This is a genomic window from Nocardia sp. NPDC004654, assembly GCF_040609595.1.
GTDB lineage: Bacteria > Actinomycetota > Actinomycetes > Mycobacteriales > Mycobacteriaceae > Nocardia.
Genome location: NZ_JBEXKI010000009.1, coordinates 283,553 through 301,635, shown reverse-complemented (window position 1 = coordinate 301,635; position 18,083 = coordinate 283,553). Strand labels below are relative to the sequence as shown.

At 63.9% G+C, this 18,083-nt stretch carries 11 protein-coding genes and 1 pseudogene; 4 read left to right on the top strand and 8 right to left on the bottom strand.

Features of this window, described 5'->3' with window-relative positions:
• Positions 1-31: 31 nt before the first annotated feature.
• Positions 32-1,426, bottom strand: a complete 1,395-nt coding sequence (locus ABZV58_RS28915) for a hypothetical protein (RefSeq protein ID WP_355003334.1) — start codon at positions 1,424-1,426, stop codon at positions 32-34.
• 374 nt (positions 1,427-1,800) lie between these two features.
• Here ABZV58_RS28915 and ABZV58_RS28910 point away from each other — a divergent pair.
• The 3 genes and pseudogenes from ABZV58_RS28910 to ABZV58_RS28900 all read left to right on the top strand — a co-directional run.
• Positions 1,801-1,941, top strand: a pseudogene (locus ABZV58_RS28910) (GFA family protein); the annotation flags it as partial.
• A 368-nt stretch (positions 1,942-2,309) separates the two neighbouring features.
• On the top strand, positions 2,310-3,455 hold the full coding sequence (gene murG, locus ABZV58_RS28905) for an undecaprenyldiphospho-muramoylpentapeptide beta-N-acetylglucosaminyltransferase (protein WP_355003333.1): 1,146 nt from the start codon (positions 2,310-2,312) through the stop codon (positions 3,453-3,455).
• Between the two features lie 403 nt (positions 3,456-3,858).
• The gene (locus ABZV58_RS28900; protein WP_355003332.1) at positions 3,859-4,716 is read left to right on the top strand and encodes a methyltransferase domain-containing protein; all 858 of its coding nucleotides are present in this window, start codon (positions 3,859-3,861) and stop codon (positions 4,714-4,716) included.
• 567 nt (positions 4,717-5,283) lie between these two features.
• On the opposite strand, the gene ABZV58_RS28895 is transcribed toward ABZV58_RS28900, so the two are convergent.
• Positions 5,284-7,731 (bottom strand): hypothetical protein, encoded by a 2,448-nt coding sequence (locus tag ABZV58_RS28895; RefSeq protein ID WP_355003331.1) that lies wholly within the window; start codon positions 7,729-7,731, stop codon positions 5,284-5,286.
• Positions 7,732-8,567: 836 nt separating this feature from the next.
• Positions 8,568-9,821 carry an ATP phosphoribosyltransferase regulatory subunit gene (locus ABZV58_RS28890; RefSeq protein ID WP_355003330.1) on the bottom strand — a complete coding sequence of 418 codons (1,254 nt, stop codon included), beginning with the start codon at positions 9,819-9,821 and terminating at the stop codon, positions 8,568-8,570.
• A gap of 78 nt (positions 9,822-9,899) precedes the next feature.
• On the opposite strand from ABZV58_RS28890, the gene ABZV58_RS28885 reads away from it, so the two are divergent.
• Complete coding sequence (locus ABZV58_RS28885; RefSeq protein ID WP_355003329.1) at positions 9,900-10,982, top strand: D-alanine--D-alanine ligase family protein; 1,083 nt, start codon at positions 9,900-9,902, stop codon at positions 10,980-10,982.
• 19 nt (positions 10,983-11,001) lie between these two features.
• Here the strand turns inward: ABZV58_RS28885 and hisS are convergent, their stop codons facing one another.
• The 5 genes from hisS to ABZV58_RS28860 all read right to left on the bottom strand — a co-directional run bounded on the left by hisS (position 11,002) and on the right by ABZV58_RS28860 (position 17,691).
• The gene (gene hisS, locus ABZV58_RS28880) at positions 11,002-12,321 is read right to left on the bottom strand and encodes a histidine--tRNA ligase (RefSeq protein ID WP_355003328.1); all 1,320 of its coding nucleotides are present in this window, start codon (positions 12,319-12,321) and stop codon (positions 11,002-11,004) included.
• 71 nt (positions 12,322-12,392) lie between these two features.
• Entirely contained in the window at positions 12,393-13,553 is a 1,161-nt protein-coding gene (locus tag ABZV58_RS28875) for a hypothetical protein (RefSeq protein WP_355003327.1), read from the bottom strand.
• Between the two features lie 18 nt (positions 13,554-13,571).
• Positions 13,572-14,492 carry a pantoate--beta-alanine ligase gene (locus ABZV58_RS28870; RefSeq protein ID WP_355003326.1) on the bottom strand — a complete coding sequence of 307 codons (921 nt, stop codon included), beginning with the start codon at positions 14,490-14,492 and terminating at the stop codon, positions 13,572-13,574.
• On the bottom strand, positions 14,489-16,372 hold the full coding sequence (locus tag ABZV58_RS28865) for a cobalamin-dependent protein (protein ID WP_355003325.1): 1,884 nt from the start codon (positions 16,370-16,372) through the stop codon (positions 14,489-14,491). The genes ABZV58_RS28870 and ABZV58_RS28865 overlap by 4 nt, the downstream gene beginning before the upstream one ends.
• Complete coding sequence (locus tag ABZV58_RS28860; protein ID WP_355003324.1) at positions 16,369-17,691, bottom strand: pentapeptide repeat-containing protein; 1,323 nt, start codon at positions 17,689-17,691, stop codon at positions 16,369-16,371. Before ABZV58_RS28860 ends, ABZV58_RS28865 begins: the two co-directional genes overlap by 4 nt.
• Between the last annotated feature and the right edge of the window lie 392 nt (positions 17,692-18,083).

Genomic DNA, 18,083 nt, shown 5'->3' with positions numbered 1-18,083 from the left:
CGGGCACTGAACCGAACTCGCTTGCCGATACTCACGATTCCGACGAAATCTCGTACTTCGCGAAGAGTTCCCGAAAGAACACTGTGAGTTCAATTTTGGCTCGCTGAACTTCGCACAGTTCGGCGCCCCCGAACCGGAATACGTCGTAGCCGCTCAATTTCATGATTCGGTCGGCTTTCGCGTTCTTCGCATACTCCTGGGGGCTCGGCCTACCGGCGTAGTCCGTGTAGTGGTTTGCGCCATCGACCTCAAGGACGATGCGACGGTCGGGCAGCAGGAGAAGGAAATCCATCCGGAATTTGAGGAGCGCGTCCTGTCCGCGTTGTTTCGCTGTCTTCGGATCCCAATACAACCAGATCTCAGGGAGGAGAGCGGGAAGGTTGTAGGCCGATTCACGGTGAATTTCGTAGTACAACTTGAACAGGTTCTGCTGTGCTGGCGAGTTCTCGGGCAGGCATCGCAATAGCCTGTTGTACAGCTGGCGCTTCGCTTGATCACCATCTTGATCGAGATGGTTGCGCTGCCACCAGGTTTGAAGATCGCTCCAGCGCAGCCCATGCCGCGGGATCGGCTCGTCGTAGACCAGGACATCGTCCTCGTTCATGAGTTCGAGATGGTTGTCCAGCGCATTCACCAGCCGCAGATCCGGCTTAGCCGTGGAGGCGAAGATGATGTTCTTCGGCTTCGACGGCGGGCCATCGACCATCGCCATAACCTCGAAGACTGGATATCCATCCTCGGAACCGATTTCCCGCAATTCGAGGCGTTCTCCACGCAGGTGGCGGTTGATGACCTCGACGGTGGCCCTTTGCAACGGCACTTTGGGAACCACGTGGTGGGACACCAATGCCTCAAGGAAGAGGTTGAATCTGCGGTCCGGAGCGTCGATCGCTCCGAGCTTGTCGAACAACTCCTCGCCGGTCCAGTCCTCAGGGTTGCGGTGAACATGCTGGAGGATCTGCTGGCGCAATGTCGGTGCCCCGAAGCGCGGGCTATCGCCGAAGATGCCCCCGAACAATTCGGGCGGGCCAAGGTCCCACAACCGTTCCAGCATCGCGTCGAACCGCTCTCGCGCCACCCTGGTCAGATCTTCGAGCACGAGGTCCGCAGCGATCTCACGTCGCACCCGTTTCGGAATGCCGACCACCGGGACATCGGACCACAGGATGTCTTCGATCTCATTCCGCTGCCTAGCCGTCAGTGTTCCGTCGGCCAATAGCTGCTCAGCAAGATGCTCAAGTTCGTCATCGCGCAGAGACTTCCATACCGCCTCAGCCCGCTGCGCCTTGGAACGCCCTTCCTCCGTAGGCCGCAGCGGTGGCTCTGTCAGCCCCAGCCTCTGGTATTCCTGCGTCATCGTCTTGTGCGTGTCGCCCAAAGCCATGACCGGTGTCTCCAGCGCCGCCCGCAAAGCGCTCAGATCCATTAACATCCTCCCCCACGTCTCGCGTGGAACACCCTGTTGTTCGCGCTCGGCTTTCCTCGCCGGTGGATCGGCGCAATGCGACACCATTGGCATACCGACAGTCTCCTCGCCCCGACCGACAGACGTTGCTGAGATGGCCACAGCATACGCAGCTCGACGAGATCCGACGTTTCACCTCGGACCGGGTCAGTCAGCAGCACCGGCGGAAACTGAACTGAAGAACTTGACAGGGAAACTGTTCTTGTCCGCACTGCCAGAAGTTGTCCGGCGGGCCAGTGATGTCGTGGGTCGACTTCCCGCGTGCCGGGTTCAAGTGAACAGGGCCGGGCGGAGAACCGGTCTGGTACAACACTTTTCCCGATTCCCAGCGTGGCTTCTGCGGTGTCTGCGGGAGTTCTGTCGCGGCCCAGGACGACGGGGACGCAGACCTGGTCGGCGTCACGATGATGAGCCTCGATCAGCACTCAGATTTGACGCCCGAGCGGCAGAGTTTCCGCCCCAACGCCGTCTCGTAGCTTCCGATCGTCGGCGCCCAGGACTGAAGCCGGGCAGCGCTATCGAAGCCGGGGCGATCGTCGACAGCACTAGACGATCGGCCGGTTTCGGTCAGAGGGCCGGTGCGACTTCTGCGGCGATGGCCTGAGCGGCTTCGGCGGGGTCGGTGGAGTTCGACTGCTTGTTGCTCGAGCGGTGTGATTCGGCGTTGGAGTTCGTCGACGTCGGTCGGGGCGCCGAGTCTGGAATCGCGCCATGCCTGTTCGCCGAGCATTTCGGACTGGTCTCTGCTCGCCAGCCCCGGCGTCGACCCGCACAGCCGCTCGCAGGAACATGCAGTGGTGGCAGACTCGTGCGCGTTGTTGGCCGGACAGGGAAGGCGGGTGTCGTGCGGGTAGCGATCGCGGGTGGTGGTACTGGTGGGCATGTGTTTCCCGCGCTTGCTGTGGCACGCGACCTGCGCACTGGGGACGACCCGGCGCAGGTGCTGTGGCTCGGGCAGGCGGACTCGCTCGAGCAGCGGACCGCGGCCGCCGACGACATCGACTTCACTCCGGTCGCTGTGGGCAAGCTGCGTCGTGAACGGAACCCGCTGCGGATGCTCAACCGCGCCAACGTCACCGACATGGCGCGCGTGCCGGTCGGGGTAGCCCAGGCCGTTCAGTGGCTGCGCGCCTTCGCCCCCGACGCCGTGTTGACCACCGGCGGATACGTCGCCGTCCCGGTCGGCGTGGCCGCTGGCCTCCTGCGCATTCCGCTGGTCACCCACGAGCAGACCATCGGGCTCGGTCTGGCCAACAGAGTGCTGGCGCGGGCCGCGACCGCGGTGGCGGTGACATCGGAGGCGACCATCGCGGTGCTGCCGCCGCGCGCCGCCGTGCGCGCGGTGGTCACCGGCAACCCGGTCCGCGAGTCCGTGCTCGCCGGCAGCGGCCCTGCTGCGCTGGAGCGGTTCGACCGCGGGTTCGACCACCGGCTGCCGACCGTGCTGGTCACCGGCGGCGCGCAAGGTGCCCACCAGATCAACACCGCCATCGCCGAAACGCTCGAGGCACTGCTGGCCCAGGCCAACGTGATCCACCAGGCCGGTGCCGCAGATCTGTCGGCGTTGCAAGACGCGGCGGCGGCGCTGCCCGGCGAGCTGGCTGGGCACTACAGCGTCATCGACTTCGTCGACGGCTCTGCGATGGCCGATGCGCTGGCGTTGGCCGAGGTCGTGGTTTGCCGTGCCGGGGCCGGCACGATCGCCGAGCTGACCGCGCTGGGCAAGCCTGCGGTGCTGATCCCGCTGGCGTCCTCGGCCGGTGGCGAGCAGGCGCGCGCGGCGCGGCTGCTCGAGCAGGCCGGGGCCGCGATCACGGTGTCGGACACGGTGACCGGGCAGACCGTCAGCGCGGCGGTCGGCAGACTGCTGGCCGATCCGGACGCCCGCGCCCAGCTGGGCAAGGCCGCCCGCGAGCTCGGGCGCCCAGATGCTGGAGCGCGGCTGGCCGCGCTGGTGCGCGCCGTCGCCGCGCGCGAACCGATCAGCTAGCCGCAAGGGGCGAGCGCGGCGGCCAGCGCGTCGACGACGGTGGTGACATCGACCTCGTTCATCGTGGGGTGAAACGGCAACGACAACAGCCGATGCTGGTACGTCGGCCGATGACGGCCCGGATCCAGAAACGGCTCCGCGACACCGCAGCCGTGGAACGCAGCTGGACCGCTGACTCCGTCGCAGTCGGAAAGCTCAAGGTGCTCGCGTGCGGCGAAGGGTTCACCGCCTACCGGCGCCAATTCGACCGTCCCGACCTTGTTTCATGACTACAGGAACCGCCCGCCCGGGCAGACTCCGAACAGACCGGCGGTGAATACCCCCAATGATGTGAAAATCCGAGCAGCGACAGCCCCGGCATCGGAAGTTTCGTCGGATCGCGAGAGTAAGGAACGATGACGACATGACCGAGACCTCGTCGTCTGCGTCGACTCCGCCGAGCTGGCCTGTGCAGCCCGGTTACCGCGAGGATCTATTTCGCGGGACGGCGGAGTACTACAGCCGGTACCGCCCGGCCTACCCTCAGCCCCTGTTCGAGGACCTACTCAGCCGGTCGGGCGGGGGTGGTCTTCTAGTTGACCTCGCCTGCGGCACGGGAGAGATCGCGATACCGCTGCACGAGCGGTTCACCCACGTCCAAGCTGTTGACCTCGAACCGGACATGATCGAAGTGGGGCGCACCAAGGCCGTAGAGGTCGGTGCGGACAACATCGCCTGGAGCATCGGCCGGGCAGAGGACTTGGCAGTCACCGAACCGGCGCAACTGGTTACGATCGGCAACGCCTTCCATCGCCTGGACCGACCGCTGATCGCCGAACGCGCCAGCCAGTGGCTGGCACCTGGTAGCTGCCTCGCGATTTTCGGCAGCAGCACACCGTGGAGTGGAACCGAGTCGTGGCAGGCGGTCACCGTCGACGTCGTGGCCCGGTGGTCCGGCGAATCGGGACGCCAAGCGGGTGCGTCGTCAGCGACGGCGGCCAGCGGCGACCCGGCCCAACGCACCCATGAAGATATTTTGCGCGAGGCAGGGTTCGTCGACGTCGCCGAGTACCGGTTCGCGACACCGCACACGTGGACGATGGACGAGTTCATCGGATTCATGTGGTCGACCTCGTACACTGCCCCGATCCGCGAGAGTCCCTCACTCACGGAGGGATTTGAAAGGGATCTGCGAGCGCAGCTGCGGGAGTGCGAGCCGTCCGGATATTTGCGGGAGTCGATCGCGCACTACTACATCCTCGGTCGCAAACCCGACGCGTAGACGTGGTGCCTGCCACCGAAGCTGGCGCTCCTGATCGACACGCTCGTTCAGCAGCCGCCACCATCGATGCCGACATCCACTGTCGTCGGCCCCTCGCTATCCTCTGCCGGGCCAACCGCCGGATCAGCCCCGCAGCCCGGCATCGGTTGTCGCTGCCGTCATGGAAGCTGCTGCCCTACAAGCAGATCGGCGACATACGCCTTGATTCAGGCGTAACGAGCGGGCCGGACGTGTCGCGAAGTGGCTGTCGGGAGTGACTTCCCGCGGCCCGGCGGGCCCAGCCCTCTAGCCAGGTCACCCATGGCCCAGCTGCCGGGCCATGGGTACGAATCCGGTCAGAGGGCACGTCCGTCGACGACCTACCAGGTGGCCTGGTTCGAGCATGGCGGGAATCCCAGGGCTCCGCCGGACTGGTGCGCGTCGGCGCGATGGATCCTTACAATCGTGGGCATAATCGCGCACCACAGCGGTTCGGGCTCCTCCAGGCACCGGGTCGCGGTCAGCTGGCGGCCCTATACGCTTGTATCAGCTACGCGGTTCCCGGCTGACGCAGCCCCGCGAATCTTCCTACAAGGAAAGAACTTTCGAGGTGGCCGGGCCAGGGAAGTCCAGCCCGGCCAGCATGCGAATCACGGGCGGTCCGATGTGCGGCCAGTCGAATTCGGCGGCCACTTCGCGGATGTCAGCTTCGGTGCCTGGTGTCCATTTCGCCGCGGATGTCGCGAAAACGAGTTCGTCCGCTTCAAGCCACACCGCAGCCTGGCACTTCTTCCGGATCTCCTGTGCGCGTTCTTTTTTGCTCTTCCTGCTCAGTTGAGCGGCACTTTTGGCTTCACCGATGACCAGGACACCGTCACGGTAGGCGATCAGATCCAACTCCACTTTCGCTTTGCCGTCGCGTACCAACTCGATTTCGGCGAGGTCCTGGTAGGCCGACTGCGCGCCACCTGTGCGGGCGAGATGGGCAGCGAGGGCGATGGGAACCTCGCCGTGGTCGTTGAGCAGTTGCCTTCCGACGGGATGCAGGTCGTAGAACCAGCGTGGTTCCTGCAGTGGCCGGTTCCAGGCTGGTTGGTCGAGGTCGTTGCCGGAGTCGCACCGTTCGCACGTCCAGCGCTGTCCGATCCGGTCGATTGGCTGGAACTGGACCTCGGTACAGACACTGCACCTGAGTACGAGCCCTCGGCGGATGACTCCCGCTCGCAGCGCTTTGTCCAGATCTCGTCGGACCTGTTCCTCGCTGGATTCTGGGGATGCTGCGGTGAAAGCGGAAAAGTTGAGGACGCCGTAGTGGGCTCGGATCCGCACTCCTTCCTCCTGCGGGTAGCAGATTTTCGAGCTCTTGCCTTCGGCATCCATTTTGCGCAGCGCCGGCAGCAGCGGGCCGGCGAACAGATCCATGACCGCGTGTCGATCTGCGAACATCCGCGCCAGTTGGGCAGTCTTGTGCCCCGCCGAGCTCAGTCGGCTGGTGAGGTCGTGCTGGGCCAGCTTCGCGTCCACCCAATCGGCGAGGCTGAGATTGCGAAGTTTGGGTCGCGGCAGCGCGTTGACCGCGGGGATTCCGCTGAGGACGAGGTCGTAACGTTTCGACGGGTACGACGTTCCGTATCGGCTGCTGCGGGCCAGCGTCACCGGTAGTCCGCTCGTGGGTGTCAGCAATTCGCGGGCGGTCAGCCCACCCCCGAGTACCGATCGATTATCGGGCCACGTGATATCGACATGCCACGTGAGATCGGGATGCCTGGCAAGCAGTTGATCTTGCAGCAGCGGCGGCGGCAGCGGTGTCAGCATCGTCCTCGTCCCTGAGGCGTCGACTTCCGTCGGGACGTTGAGCGGGTCGTCGAATTGCTCGTGAATCCCTAGATGAACGGTATTACGACGCGGCCAGACCAACTCCTCGGCCGACACCGCCTGACCGATCTCGTCGGCACCTTCGACCGGATACTGGCCGCCCGCCGCCCGGAAGCGCGCCAGCACCCGGGAAAGATCCTCGGCTGGCAGTGACGTGGACGTGACGGTGACCGTCCCCTGGCCAGAGCGGGCGCTACCGAAGATCTTGATCAGGCCCGTCATCACGGCCGATGGAAGGTCGTCTCGGTCGGCGCCGAGTGTGCTCGGCAACCAGATGCCATGCATGTAGGTGTGCTGCCACAGACGCGCCAGCGCGAAGTCCTCGGCCGCGTCACCCACCACCACCAGTACCGTCTGCGACGAGTCCCGCGTCTCGACGACACCGGCCAAACCGGATGTGGTGTAGTCCCATGCGCGACCGATATCAGAAAGGCTGGCGCCGTCGAGTGGAAGCCGAGCCAGGGATTCGGGAGGCAGTGAACCGGAGCCCATCAACCAGTGGGTCAGCCGGCGCAGCATGTCCTCATCGACGTCGGGTTCCACCGCCGCCGGATTCGGTGCGTCGACAAGTCCCGCGTGGGACGCGACAGCGACCCCCAGCAGGCCACCCCAATTCGGCGGGCACTGCGCGCAATTTACAACCGCCAGACCCGGCATGCGGTTCACGTCAGGGAAATCCTCAGGCCGTTGCCCGAACTGCCGGACAGCATCGTGGCTCCCGTTGGCACTGGCGTACTTGTACGGCGAGCACACCGCAGCGATCTGATCCCTGGCCTGTTTATCGCTGGCGGTATGCGTCTCCAACCAGACGTTGTCCTCCGCCAACGCAACCCAGCGGGCCCGGCCAGTCAGCGGCGACCCATCCACGGTCACCTGTAGATGCCCCGGAAGGAAATATTCGAAGTCCACCAGCTCCCGTCGGAATGTCACGACATAATCCGGATCATAGGTCCGGCAGGCCCGCAGCAACGCAGGTGCAACTTTCCCGTCCTGGTGTGGCACCAGGACGAATCCCGCCCCTCCCCACGTCCTGCTCGCCAGGTACAGAGCCCGTCGAGCCCAGTACGACCAATTCTCCCCGCCGTCGAAAACGATCACGACGCGCGCGCAGCGAAGCCCCCGCCGCACCGTGGAATAGGCGACGGCCGTCCCAGAACTCATTCAGTTACCTAACCACACGGCAACAATCGAGGAGCGGGCAAGCCGACCGGCCATGTGCGCCAAGCCATCACACCAGCGTGTCTGCCCATCGGGATGCCGAACGCTGACGCAGGGAATAGCGCAGGATTAGAACATTGCTGTTCCCCGCTCGCCGCCTCCAAGGCGTTCTCGCCCAGAAGGTCCAACGCAAGGGGCAAAACAGGGAACTTGATCGGGCCACGTCGCCAGGACCGGGCACACGGCACTGGGCCCACGGCTTCAAACACAATGCGGCGCCATGGCTTCCAGTGATCGAGTCTGTGATGTCGCGGACTTGGGACCACGCGGTGACGAGTGCGATCCGGCCGGGTGCAATCCCAAGGTAGTCGTTGTGCCACAGCATCTCTAGAGCGCATGGCAGTCCAAGACGACCGTTAGCCGTGACAGGTCGACGACCAGCATCTGCCACCGGTCCCCCGACGCTCCGATGACTAATTCCCCTGTTCTTCCCTCGTCAGAGTCGGACTGGCGTCCTGCACTCTTGTTGCGCGTGTTGGAATGCTACGAATTAGAAGCGTAAAGACGTTGGCACGGAAGCAGTTTCAAGTCGCCCGACATGCAGTCGTCCACGGTGACCGCCCGTGCCGAACACTGCCGCCGCATGTGGCGGCGAAGGCCTCCCCGACGCCTGCCTCCGCCCGGTAGGCAGGATGACCTGCCAGATCGACAACCTGGCCTCGCGGCGGTTATCACCGCCTGTGGCGGCGAGCTCGACACCATCACCAGCGACGGCATCTGCCAGTACTGGCTTTCAACCTGAACCTGGGCGGGCGGCCGAGATCGAAAGGCTAGGAACTCTACTTTCGTGTCCGTGCCAACATCCAGCTCGGCAGCCGTTCTTTCGGGACTGTGTGGACTTTTCCCGACCGATCACGAACCCTGTACATGGCCGACCGTGTCTCTTCCGGGCCGATCAGGACGGTCAGCGGAATGCTGAGCTCCGCGAAGTCTCGGAGATGACGGCGAAGCGGCATGACGAGCCTGCAGTCCCACACCGCGATTCCGCGACTGCGGAGGGTCGCAGCCAGGTGATCGGCGTGTTCGGCGGACTCGGTATCTGGGAAGGAGAGGACGGCGATGTCCGCGGCGGGGGGTGTTTCAACCAGGGACGCGGTTAGGTCGGCAATCCGTTCGAGTCCCACGACGGCTGCGTACGCCGAGGTTGGAGAGTCGACGAAGTGTGAGGCGAAACGGCCGTAGCTTCCGCCGTCGCCGAGCACGACGGCGTTGTGTCGCAGTATGAACGCCAGCCCGTCGTGGAACTCACTGGCATGGAGTTCGTTGAGGTCCAAGACGGCGGAGACTTGGTGGCGCTGAAGCTGCTCAACGAGTTGGTGGGCGTTGTCGATCTGGGCGTGGAACGAGGCTGGAACCTGAGCTACCACACCAGACTGGCGGTTCCCCGCGAGAGAATCCGCCGCCGCTATAACCGTGTCAGGGGCGCCATCAGCGCGGAGCAAGGCCCCTCGCTCAAGAGCTGGTGTTCGCCGTAGCCTGTCCACGTAGCTGCTGACCATATTGGGAGGCACGAACTGCTGCACCAGCTCATACCAGATCCCAGGGTTGCTGATCGTGAACTCCGCAGTGAGATGCGGTGGCAGGAAGGCTGCGATGGTTTCGATGAGCCGCCGAAGTGCGCAGAGTTGGCTTTCGGGGTCCGTTGTTGCTCGGGTGATCTCCATCAGCCCGAGATGGTGGAAGTGTCGACGCGGCTTGCGTTCGTATCGGAAGACGGGGCACTTGTAGCTGAGGCGCTGCTCTGGCAGGCCGCGGTTGGCCGCGAGCCTCAGCAGTGCGGGCAGGCTGTCGGAGACGAGTGCCAGTTCTCGTCCCCGGCGATCGGGGAACCGGTAGATGCGATCGCCAGAGGCGTTGTGTCCTGTGACGAATGTGTCAGCGAACCCTACTGCGGGAACCTGTACCGGTTGAAACCCGGACAAGGCGCTTTGTGCGAACCAGTGTTGCTCAGCTTGCCGCAGTGCTGGCATTGCGATCGGGTCCACGTCGCTGAAGCCACGCGGGAGATCCATGTGACGTGAGGTGGCTGTCATCGTCCTGATTCTCTAAATCGGTTTGGGGACAATGTATCTGAAGAGCTGTTGCCTGATGCTCCAGAAGGGGGCCATTCGATGAGCAAGAAGGTCGTCGTTGTGTTCGGAGGGGACACACCTGAGCATGAGGTGAGCTTGGGGAGCGCGCGGGCAGTGCTAACCAACGCCGACGCACTCGGGTGGGATGTTCTTGCGGCGGGGGTGACGAAGTCTGGGCGATGGCTGGTGGGCGACGGCGCGCTGGAACGCTTGTGGCGCCGGGCCGATCCTGAGCGCTTGGCCAAAGGGGTGACTCCAGATGACGAAGTCCCGGGGGCGGGGGGCAGCGTCGAGGAGTTCGATGGCCCGCCCGGGGCGGGAACATTCGCGGGCTATCAATTGGGATTCCCTGTGTCTCACGGCCGTTGGGCTGAGGACGGGACGGTGCAAGGGGTGCTGGCCGCGCATGGCCTGACCTTGGTGGGCTGCGACATTGCGTCATCGGCAGTGTGTTACGACAAGCGGCTCACGAAGACGGTCCTGGCCGCCGCGGGCCTGCCGACCGCCAAAGGCGTGGCGGTTCAACGAAGCCGATTTGCTCGCTCGCCGCACTCTGTCGCCGATCAGATCCTCGAGATCGTCGGACCTTTGCCGTGGTTTGTGAAACCCGCTCGTGGGGGCTCCAGCCTCGGGATTGGTCGCGTGCTGTCCGTCGACGGGTTGGGCACAGCGTTGGCGGAAGCGTTTCGTTGGGACTCGGCAGCATTGGTCGAGGAGGCAATTCCGCACCGGGAGTTAGTGCTCGGTGTGGTCGGGAAAGCCGACGAGGCGCCGCTGATGGTGTCCCCGGCTGGGGAATGCGTGCCGGTCGGCGACCTGTACACGTACGAGGAGAAGGTGCGCCTCGGCAACCCGCTCTTCGCGTGCCCGGCCCCGATCAGCCAGGCTACGGCCGCTCAAGCTCGCCAGTTGGCGATCGACGCGTTCACAGCTCTCGGCTGCTCGGTATTCGCTCGTGTCGACCTGTTCCTGGACGAGCGAACTGACACACTTCTGGTCAACGAGGTGAACACCATCCCGGGACTGACCGTGGTCAGTGTCTTTCCCAAGGTGATGGGGGCCGCAGGGTGGGACTACCCCAAGCTGTTGACCGAGCTGACGCGGCTAGCGGCTGGCGAGTGAGAGGCCTATCGAGGTGGTGTCAGGAGCGCTGCCAAGTGGCCGGGTCGGCGGCAACCTGCGCTCCGGTCTCCAAGTCTTTGACCTCATGGCGGCCCTCGTCATCGAAGGGCGGCAGCCACACGAACGGGATCGCCTTGCGGGAGGCGTAGCGGAGCTGTTTGGCGAGCTTGTCGGCCTGGTGATACACCTCGGTGTTGAATCCGCGCTGACGCAGCTGGGCCGCGGTGGCCAGCGCGTCGGCGTAGCGTTCGTCGGAGGGGACGACGACCAAGACGTCGGTGGGACATTTGCGGGTGGTGTCGAGCATGCCCTCGCTGACCAGCTTGGAGAAGATCCGCGTCAGCCCGATGGACATGCCGATACCCGGCAGCGTGCGGTTGACGAACGAACCGACGAGGTTCTCGTAGCGGCCACCGGAACAGATGCTGGGATAGGTGGGCCAACCGTCGAACTTGCCCTCGTACACCGTGCCTGTGTAGTAGTCGAGTCCGCGTGCGATGGACAGGTCGGCGACGATGACGCCCTCGGGAAGATCCGACAGGGAGTCGAGTACGAATGCCAGTTCATCGAGGCCCTCGGCCAGCAGCTCCGATTGCACACCCAGCGACTTGACGTTGTCGAGGACCGCGGCGTCAGCACCGCGGATCGCAGCGAGATCGAGCACGGCACCGACCTGACGTGCGTCCAGGCCCAGTTTGTCACTCAGGATTCGACGGACGCCTTCGGGGCCAACCTTGTCGAGCTTGTCGGCAGCCTGGATGACCGCGACCGGGTCGGCGATGTCGAGGCCCTGGTAGAAGCCTTGCAGAATCTTGCGGTTGTTGACGTAGAGGGTCCACTTCGGCAGGTTCAGCGCCGTCATCGTTTCGATGATGATGCGCGGCAGTTCGGCATCGAAGTGCAGCGGCACCCGGTCGACACCGATGACGTCGATGTCGCACTGGGTGAACTCGCGGAACCGGCCTTCCTGGGGCCGCTCACCGCGCCAGGCTCGCTGGATCTGGTACCGCTTGAACGGAAACACCAGGTCGTTCAGGTTGGCGGCGACGTAACGAGCAAAGGGGACGGTGAGGTCGAAGTGCAGGCCCAGCCGTGCGTCGCTGGAATCGTTGGGGTCGGCCTGCAGACGCCTCAGGGTGTAGACCTCCTGGGAGGTCTCGCCCTTGGCTTGCAGGGTCTCCAACGCCTCGACCGAGGGTGTCTCGACCGAGGCGAAGCCGTAGCGTTCGAAGCAGGCCCTGATGATGTCGAGCCAATGCAGTTCGACCATCCGGACCTCGGGCAACCACTCGGGGAAGCCACTGATCGTTCCGGGCTTGACGACCTGCGGACGGCTCACAGATGTTCCTTCGGCATCGGCATGGCGGGCGCCCAGCTCGACTGCCGAGCGCCCCGTTGACTATGAGGATGTTACGTGGCTGCCGTCAGTCGATCGCGGCGGGCGAACACGTCCCGCCCTTGGGCGATCACCGTCGAGTACCAATCGGGTCGGCCAGCGATCTCGGTGTGGTGACCTACAGCACGGCTCAGGAACAAGGTTTCGAAGACATTCACGGGAATCTGCTGGTCATCGTCTGCGGTCAGCCACGCAAGCAGGCATTCGCGCCACAGAGGCCAGCTCAGGCCGCGCTCGGCCTCACCGCTGAGCGCGAAATCGACCAGGTGGTCGTGCAATGGTGGTGGAAAGCAGTGCAACTGCTTGTCGTGGGCGTCCTCACGCAGTTGTTTGGCTGTCGTCTGCGCGAGTCGTTCGATATCAGGGTCGTGCACGGGGACCACGAACCCAGCGTCAACGGGTGTCTCGGCAGGGCTGGGGCTCCACTTCACCGGCGCGCTATTTCGTGCGATGCGCCTGACGTGGTGGCGGACCGAGGCGCTGGTCTCGGCGAACTTGTCGCCCATCCGGAATTCTCCGGCCGGGCGCGGTCCGAAGCTACGCAGCGGATTGCGTCGGCGCACCTCCAGCCGGACCGCGGTCCAATCGCTCACAACGGCCGTCGCGGCGACGAGGACGTGGAATCCGAAGCGCAGATCGTCCGCGGCCCAGTCGGAACTCAGGAGGTCTCGGACCGCGGCAGCCGACAGGGCGAGGTCTCCGCACAGCGGTTCGCGAAGGTCGACCCCAGACGCGCCGGCGAGCAGCGGGTAGGTCAGCTGATAGGTGAGGTCACCGCCGTTCCACGTCGGCGGACGCAATGGATAGACGAAGTCTCGACCGTTGTGTACGCCGGCGATCAAGCCGTGAATCCATGTCTGGTCAACCGCCGCGAGGTCGGTGTCGATAATCAGCGTCGCGTCGGCGCCGCTGTCGATCGCCGTCTCCAGGATCGCTCGGCCGTTGGCTCCTTGTCCTGACCAGTAGCCAGTCTTGACTACTTTTTTCGGGTAGCTGGTCGCGGTCGAGAGGAAGGCGTCGCTGGTTCCATCGACCGATGAGCTGTCGGCGTTGACGTGGACCGCCTCGACCGTGAATGGCAGAGTTCGCAGTGCTGCGTCGATGTCGCTGACAACCTTGCCGATGGTAGCTGCCTCGTTGAAGCTGGGAAGGCCGACAAGAACGCGAAACGTCATGGAGACTCCTTGGCGCCGTTACGGTGCTGTCGATCGATTCGGTGAAGTTTCGAGCCAGATCGCTTCTGGGGAATTGGTCAGCTCGTCATTGGTGCGGATGCACAGGCCATCGAAGTGAGTCAGTGATCCATCGGTAATTGCGCAGTGGAGGATGAACGGGAGTCTGGCTGATTCGATGGGGTGAAAATCGGTGGCATCGACCAACGTGAGATAGACAATGTCGAAGGTCGACAGGTTGTTTGCCAGGTGCTCGCGGATCCCGGCCAGGAGAGTGTCGGTATCGGTGGTGCCAGCAAGTATCGCGCGACGACCCGATTCGAGCGCCCAGTAGACCGCGCCAACTTCGCGTAGGCGCTCTGGCGGCAGGAACCGCAGCCTGGAGGATATGGGAATCCCCGTTTGTCGATCCCGTACGCACGGGACGTGGCGGATTTCGCAGTCGATAAGCAGGTCGGCTACCGCCCTCTCGACAAGGAGTGATTGTTCGATGTCTTTCATTCCGAAGTAGCTGGCTGTGGGGCGGCACAGGCTGATCCATCGGATCGCGCCGGTTACCTGCCCGCGTGAGGCGTAGTCGAAGATTGAGCTGTTGAGGCGGTGCGCACGATCTCCCTGATCGATGTAGGTCGTGTAGTCGGGGGGATACATCTCTGCGTCGGTGGACGCGATCACGAGCGTGGCGCCGCACTGTTCGGCGAGATCGATGTCTGCATCGAGGTCGTACTGATAGACGCATCCTTCGAAAAGTTGGATCTTGTTGGGGTAGACGGTCACGATGGTCTGGTCGTTCTCTGCTGCGGATCTCTTGATCAGTTCACCGTGCGCGGAGTGCAGCGCTCCGAGGGTGTGGATCGATCCCACTGTCGCTTCGGAGCGCCAGAGCTTGCGAAGGACCGGTCGTGCCTCAGAGATAGACCGGATGACCTGTGCACTTGTCATGACTGTGAGCTCCTGATCGACGGGACTGGGGTTGCGTCGATGACCTGACCGCGCCATTGCTCAGCGAGATCGATGGCGTCACTGGCGTGGCGGGCGAACCCGGCGCGATGCCGGATGCGGATTGCTGTGGTGGAATCGGGTGGCACAGGGGTGTCTGTTGGTGTGCGTAGCAATCGCGTTGCTATGGCGTGAACGTTGAAGGTCGTCCTCAGTACTTCATCGACCGGTGCGCCGTCATCGAGATCAGTTCGAGGTAGCAACGCGGTGTCGTAGCGAACCAGTTCATGGCATGCGGCACGGACTGTTGCGTCGTTGACCACTGAGGTGACGAAGTCCGTGAGTAGCTGGGCCGACTGCGTTCGGTCGGTGAACAGTGTTCGCCGGATCGTGCTGCGCACGTGGCGGTGGAAGTAGCATTCCGCGTCGACGTAGTCGAAGGCATCGGCCAACTGCTTGGCCATCTGATCGGTGCGACCGGCTAGGAATGCTCGGAACTCGTCGAGGGTTTGGGTCGGCGCCATGGCGGCCCAGACTGCGAGGCCACGCATCGTGGTTCGGGCATACCCTGTGCCGGTGAGGATCTCGTCGGCCAGCAGCAGGCTCAGCCCCGCTTGGTTGTCTTTGCGAGGCAGCGTGTGGTGTTCGAGCACGCCCTCGTAGTCGACTGTCGAGTCGGGGCGCAGTGTGACGAGACCGAACTGGTCACGGTTGGTGTCGTAGGTGGTGTTTGGAAGCACCCACAACGGATGCACCAGAAGCTTCGGGAACTGTAAATACAGTTGATCGTAGGCATTTCGGAAGTCTTCGAGCGTTTCTCCCGGGAGCCCGAAGATGAGCTCGGCGCCGACCTCCCCGCCCGCATCTACGATGTGGCGGGCTAGCTGGAGCATCTCTGGTCTGCCGCGTTCATCTCGGCCAGCCAGGGTCAGGGCTTGGCGGCTGAGCGTCTGTAGCGCGAGGTAGACGTTGGTGCTCACGCCACCGGCGTGAAGAACTTCGAGGATCTCTTCGACGCGGCTGGCATGGTTTTTGGCCCAGTTGACGTGGAGTGTGTGCGGTGTGCCGTATTTCTGGCGCATCTCGGCGACCATTTCGGCGATTTGGACGTCGCGTGGGAGTATTCCGAAGTTCGCGTCGCACAGGAAGATTGCTGGTACGCCAGCTTCGGCGATGGTGGTTAGCTCGTGGCGCAGGCGCGTCAATTCTGCCTTGCTCAGCTTCTGGCCGACCGCGCCGCCCCAGAAGCAGAACGAGCAGTGGTAGGGGCATCCGCGGTTGGTTTCCCACAGCGCGACATCGGCGGTGGTCAATTCGGGTGATGGCGCCCGATACGGTGATGGGATCTCGTCGAACGATCGCGCCCGCGGTCGGCTGGCGCTGGATGTTAGTTGGCCTCCATCGCGGAAGGTAATTCCGGCGATGTCGGCCAGCTGTGGCTGTTCATCGATCAGCCAGTGCGCGAGGTCTGTGATGGTTTGCTCGCCCTCGCCGTTGACAACGATGTCGACTTCGGGGATCTGCGATAACCAGCGCACGCCCTGATCGGTGACGTGGTTTCCGCCGAGCACGATCGTCGCATTCGGCAGCAGCTGTCGAAGCGTGGGGATCAGCTGTCGGTAGATTGCGATGTTCCAGCCTTGGCAGGAGAACCCGATGAGACCAGGACTCGCCTCGGCGATCTGTTCTGCGATTCTCGCCAGGCTTATACCGGCCAGGTAGGAGTGGATAGTTGTGGTGGTGCTGTCGGCCAGGGTCGGGTCGGATTCGAGAGCCGCTCGCAGGTACATCGCCCCGAGTGGGGTGTATCGCACGGTGGTCTCACCCGATAGGTCGACCAGGCTTATTCTGAGGCGTCGATGGTCTGGAGCCGTAGCGCTCATGTCGACTTCCGGGTGTCGCTGGCGATCAACGCCTCGAAGTCGTTGACGAACTTGGTGAGTCGCAGGCTCTCAGGATCGTCTGAGGCGGCCAACGCGGCGAGGAGTCCGGTGCAGCGGTCGGCGAACATCAAGCCGAGGGTGCCTGAGACCTGCGCGCGCGTGAAGTCAGTTTTCACGGCGCTGGCTCGGAACATGCTCAGCCCGGACAAGTCGGCTCCGCTGAAGATGGACTGATTGACCCTCGCGTAGGTTGCGGTGACATGCCGCAGGCTCGCTTCGGTGAAGTCAGCTGCCAGATACGCCTGGGTCAGGTTCGCGCCGTCGAGGTTGACAGACGACATACATGCAGACGCGGGAGGGTCGCCGATGAACGATGCCCGATAAAGGTAGGCGCGTTGCAGGTCAGCCGCGTTGAAGTCGCAGTTGCGGAAGGTCGCGTAGCGACCGGCGAATCCGCTGAAATTGGCTCGGGCGAAACTGCATTCGGTTGCCGTCATGCTCTCACCGGTTGCCTCGGTGACGGTGGCTTCGCAAGCGCTGACATGGTGCCACCACGAGTCGGCGAGTGCAGCGTCAGCAAAGTTCGCGCGGTCCAGGCAGACGTGTGACCACCGACCGCCGGTGAGATCAGCGCCGCGGAAATTCGCGTCGACCAGCTGGCTGTCGAGCACGTCGATGCCCACGGCGCTCAGTTCGGTGGCCACGATCCTTTGGGCGCGGACTTCCGACAACCGGAGATTGGGAAGGCAGGCACCCGACAGCCGCAATGTGTCGGCAGCGCTTGGTCGCTGGATTACCATTCCGCGTCCGCGTGCACGATCCAGAACCATTCCACGGAGGCCGCAGCGGGTGATGGCGCAGTCGCCGACCACCGCTGAGGACAGGTCTGCGTCGTCCATCCGGCATTCGTTGAAGACTGCACCACGCAGGTCGGCTCCCTTGGCCCGCGCCGAGGCGAGATTGCACTGGTAGAACGTCACACCGGCCAGTTCGGACTGGTCCAGCCGGGCTTCGGACATGTTGCAGCCGTGGAACAGCGCCCCTGTCGCGTCGATCAGCCCGGTCAGGTCGGCCCGGACGAACACGCTTGCTTGTGCGGCCAACGCGTGAACGTAGGCGCCGTGCAGGGTGGCGTCGGTGAAGTTGGTTCGTTCCAGCCCGGCACACACCAGCGACGCACCGGTCAGATCTGCCGCGGTGAGGTCGGTGCCGTAGAGGGCGGTGCGATTCAGCGTCGCCCGCCGGAGATCGAATCCGGAAAGATCCAGGCCGCTCAGATCAGCCGCTGTTAGGTCGATTCCACGTCCGGTTGTTGCCAAGCAGGACTTCGTAAGGTCGCTCACTGATTGTCGTGCGGTCGCTCGGTCATCTGACTGGGCGGCCTCCGCAACCCAGGCGATGCGATCGTTGGCCGATGCAACGCCTGGCGGCGGTAGTGGGTCGGCGTGGCCGTCCAACTCTGGTGAACCCTGAACTGCGGTACCGTGCACGTGCACCCCCTGTGCGTTCGACGGTCTCCGCGAGTGAGTCCCGCCAAAGAACTTATATAGCAACCACTTTCACGATCTGATCCACGAGGCATCCTACCGGTGAGTGGCTGCGGCTGCGGGGTTATTGCGTCGCTCTGGCCGCTACGATTGGTCCGCACTTGACGTGAGCGCGGCGGGCGCAGCGGACCTTCCGCATCGAGTCAGATATTGGCATCGATAGC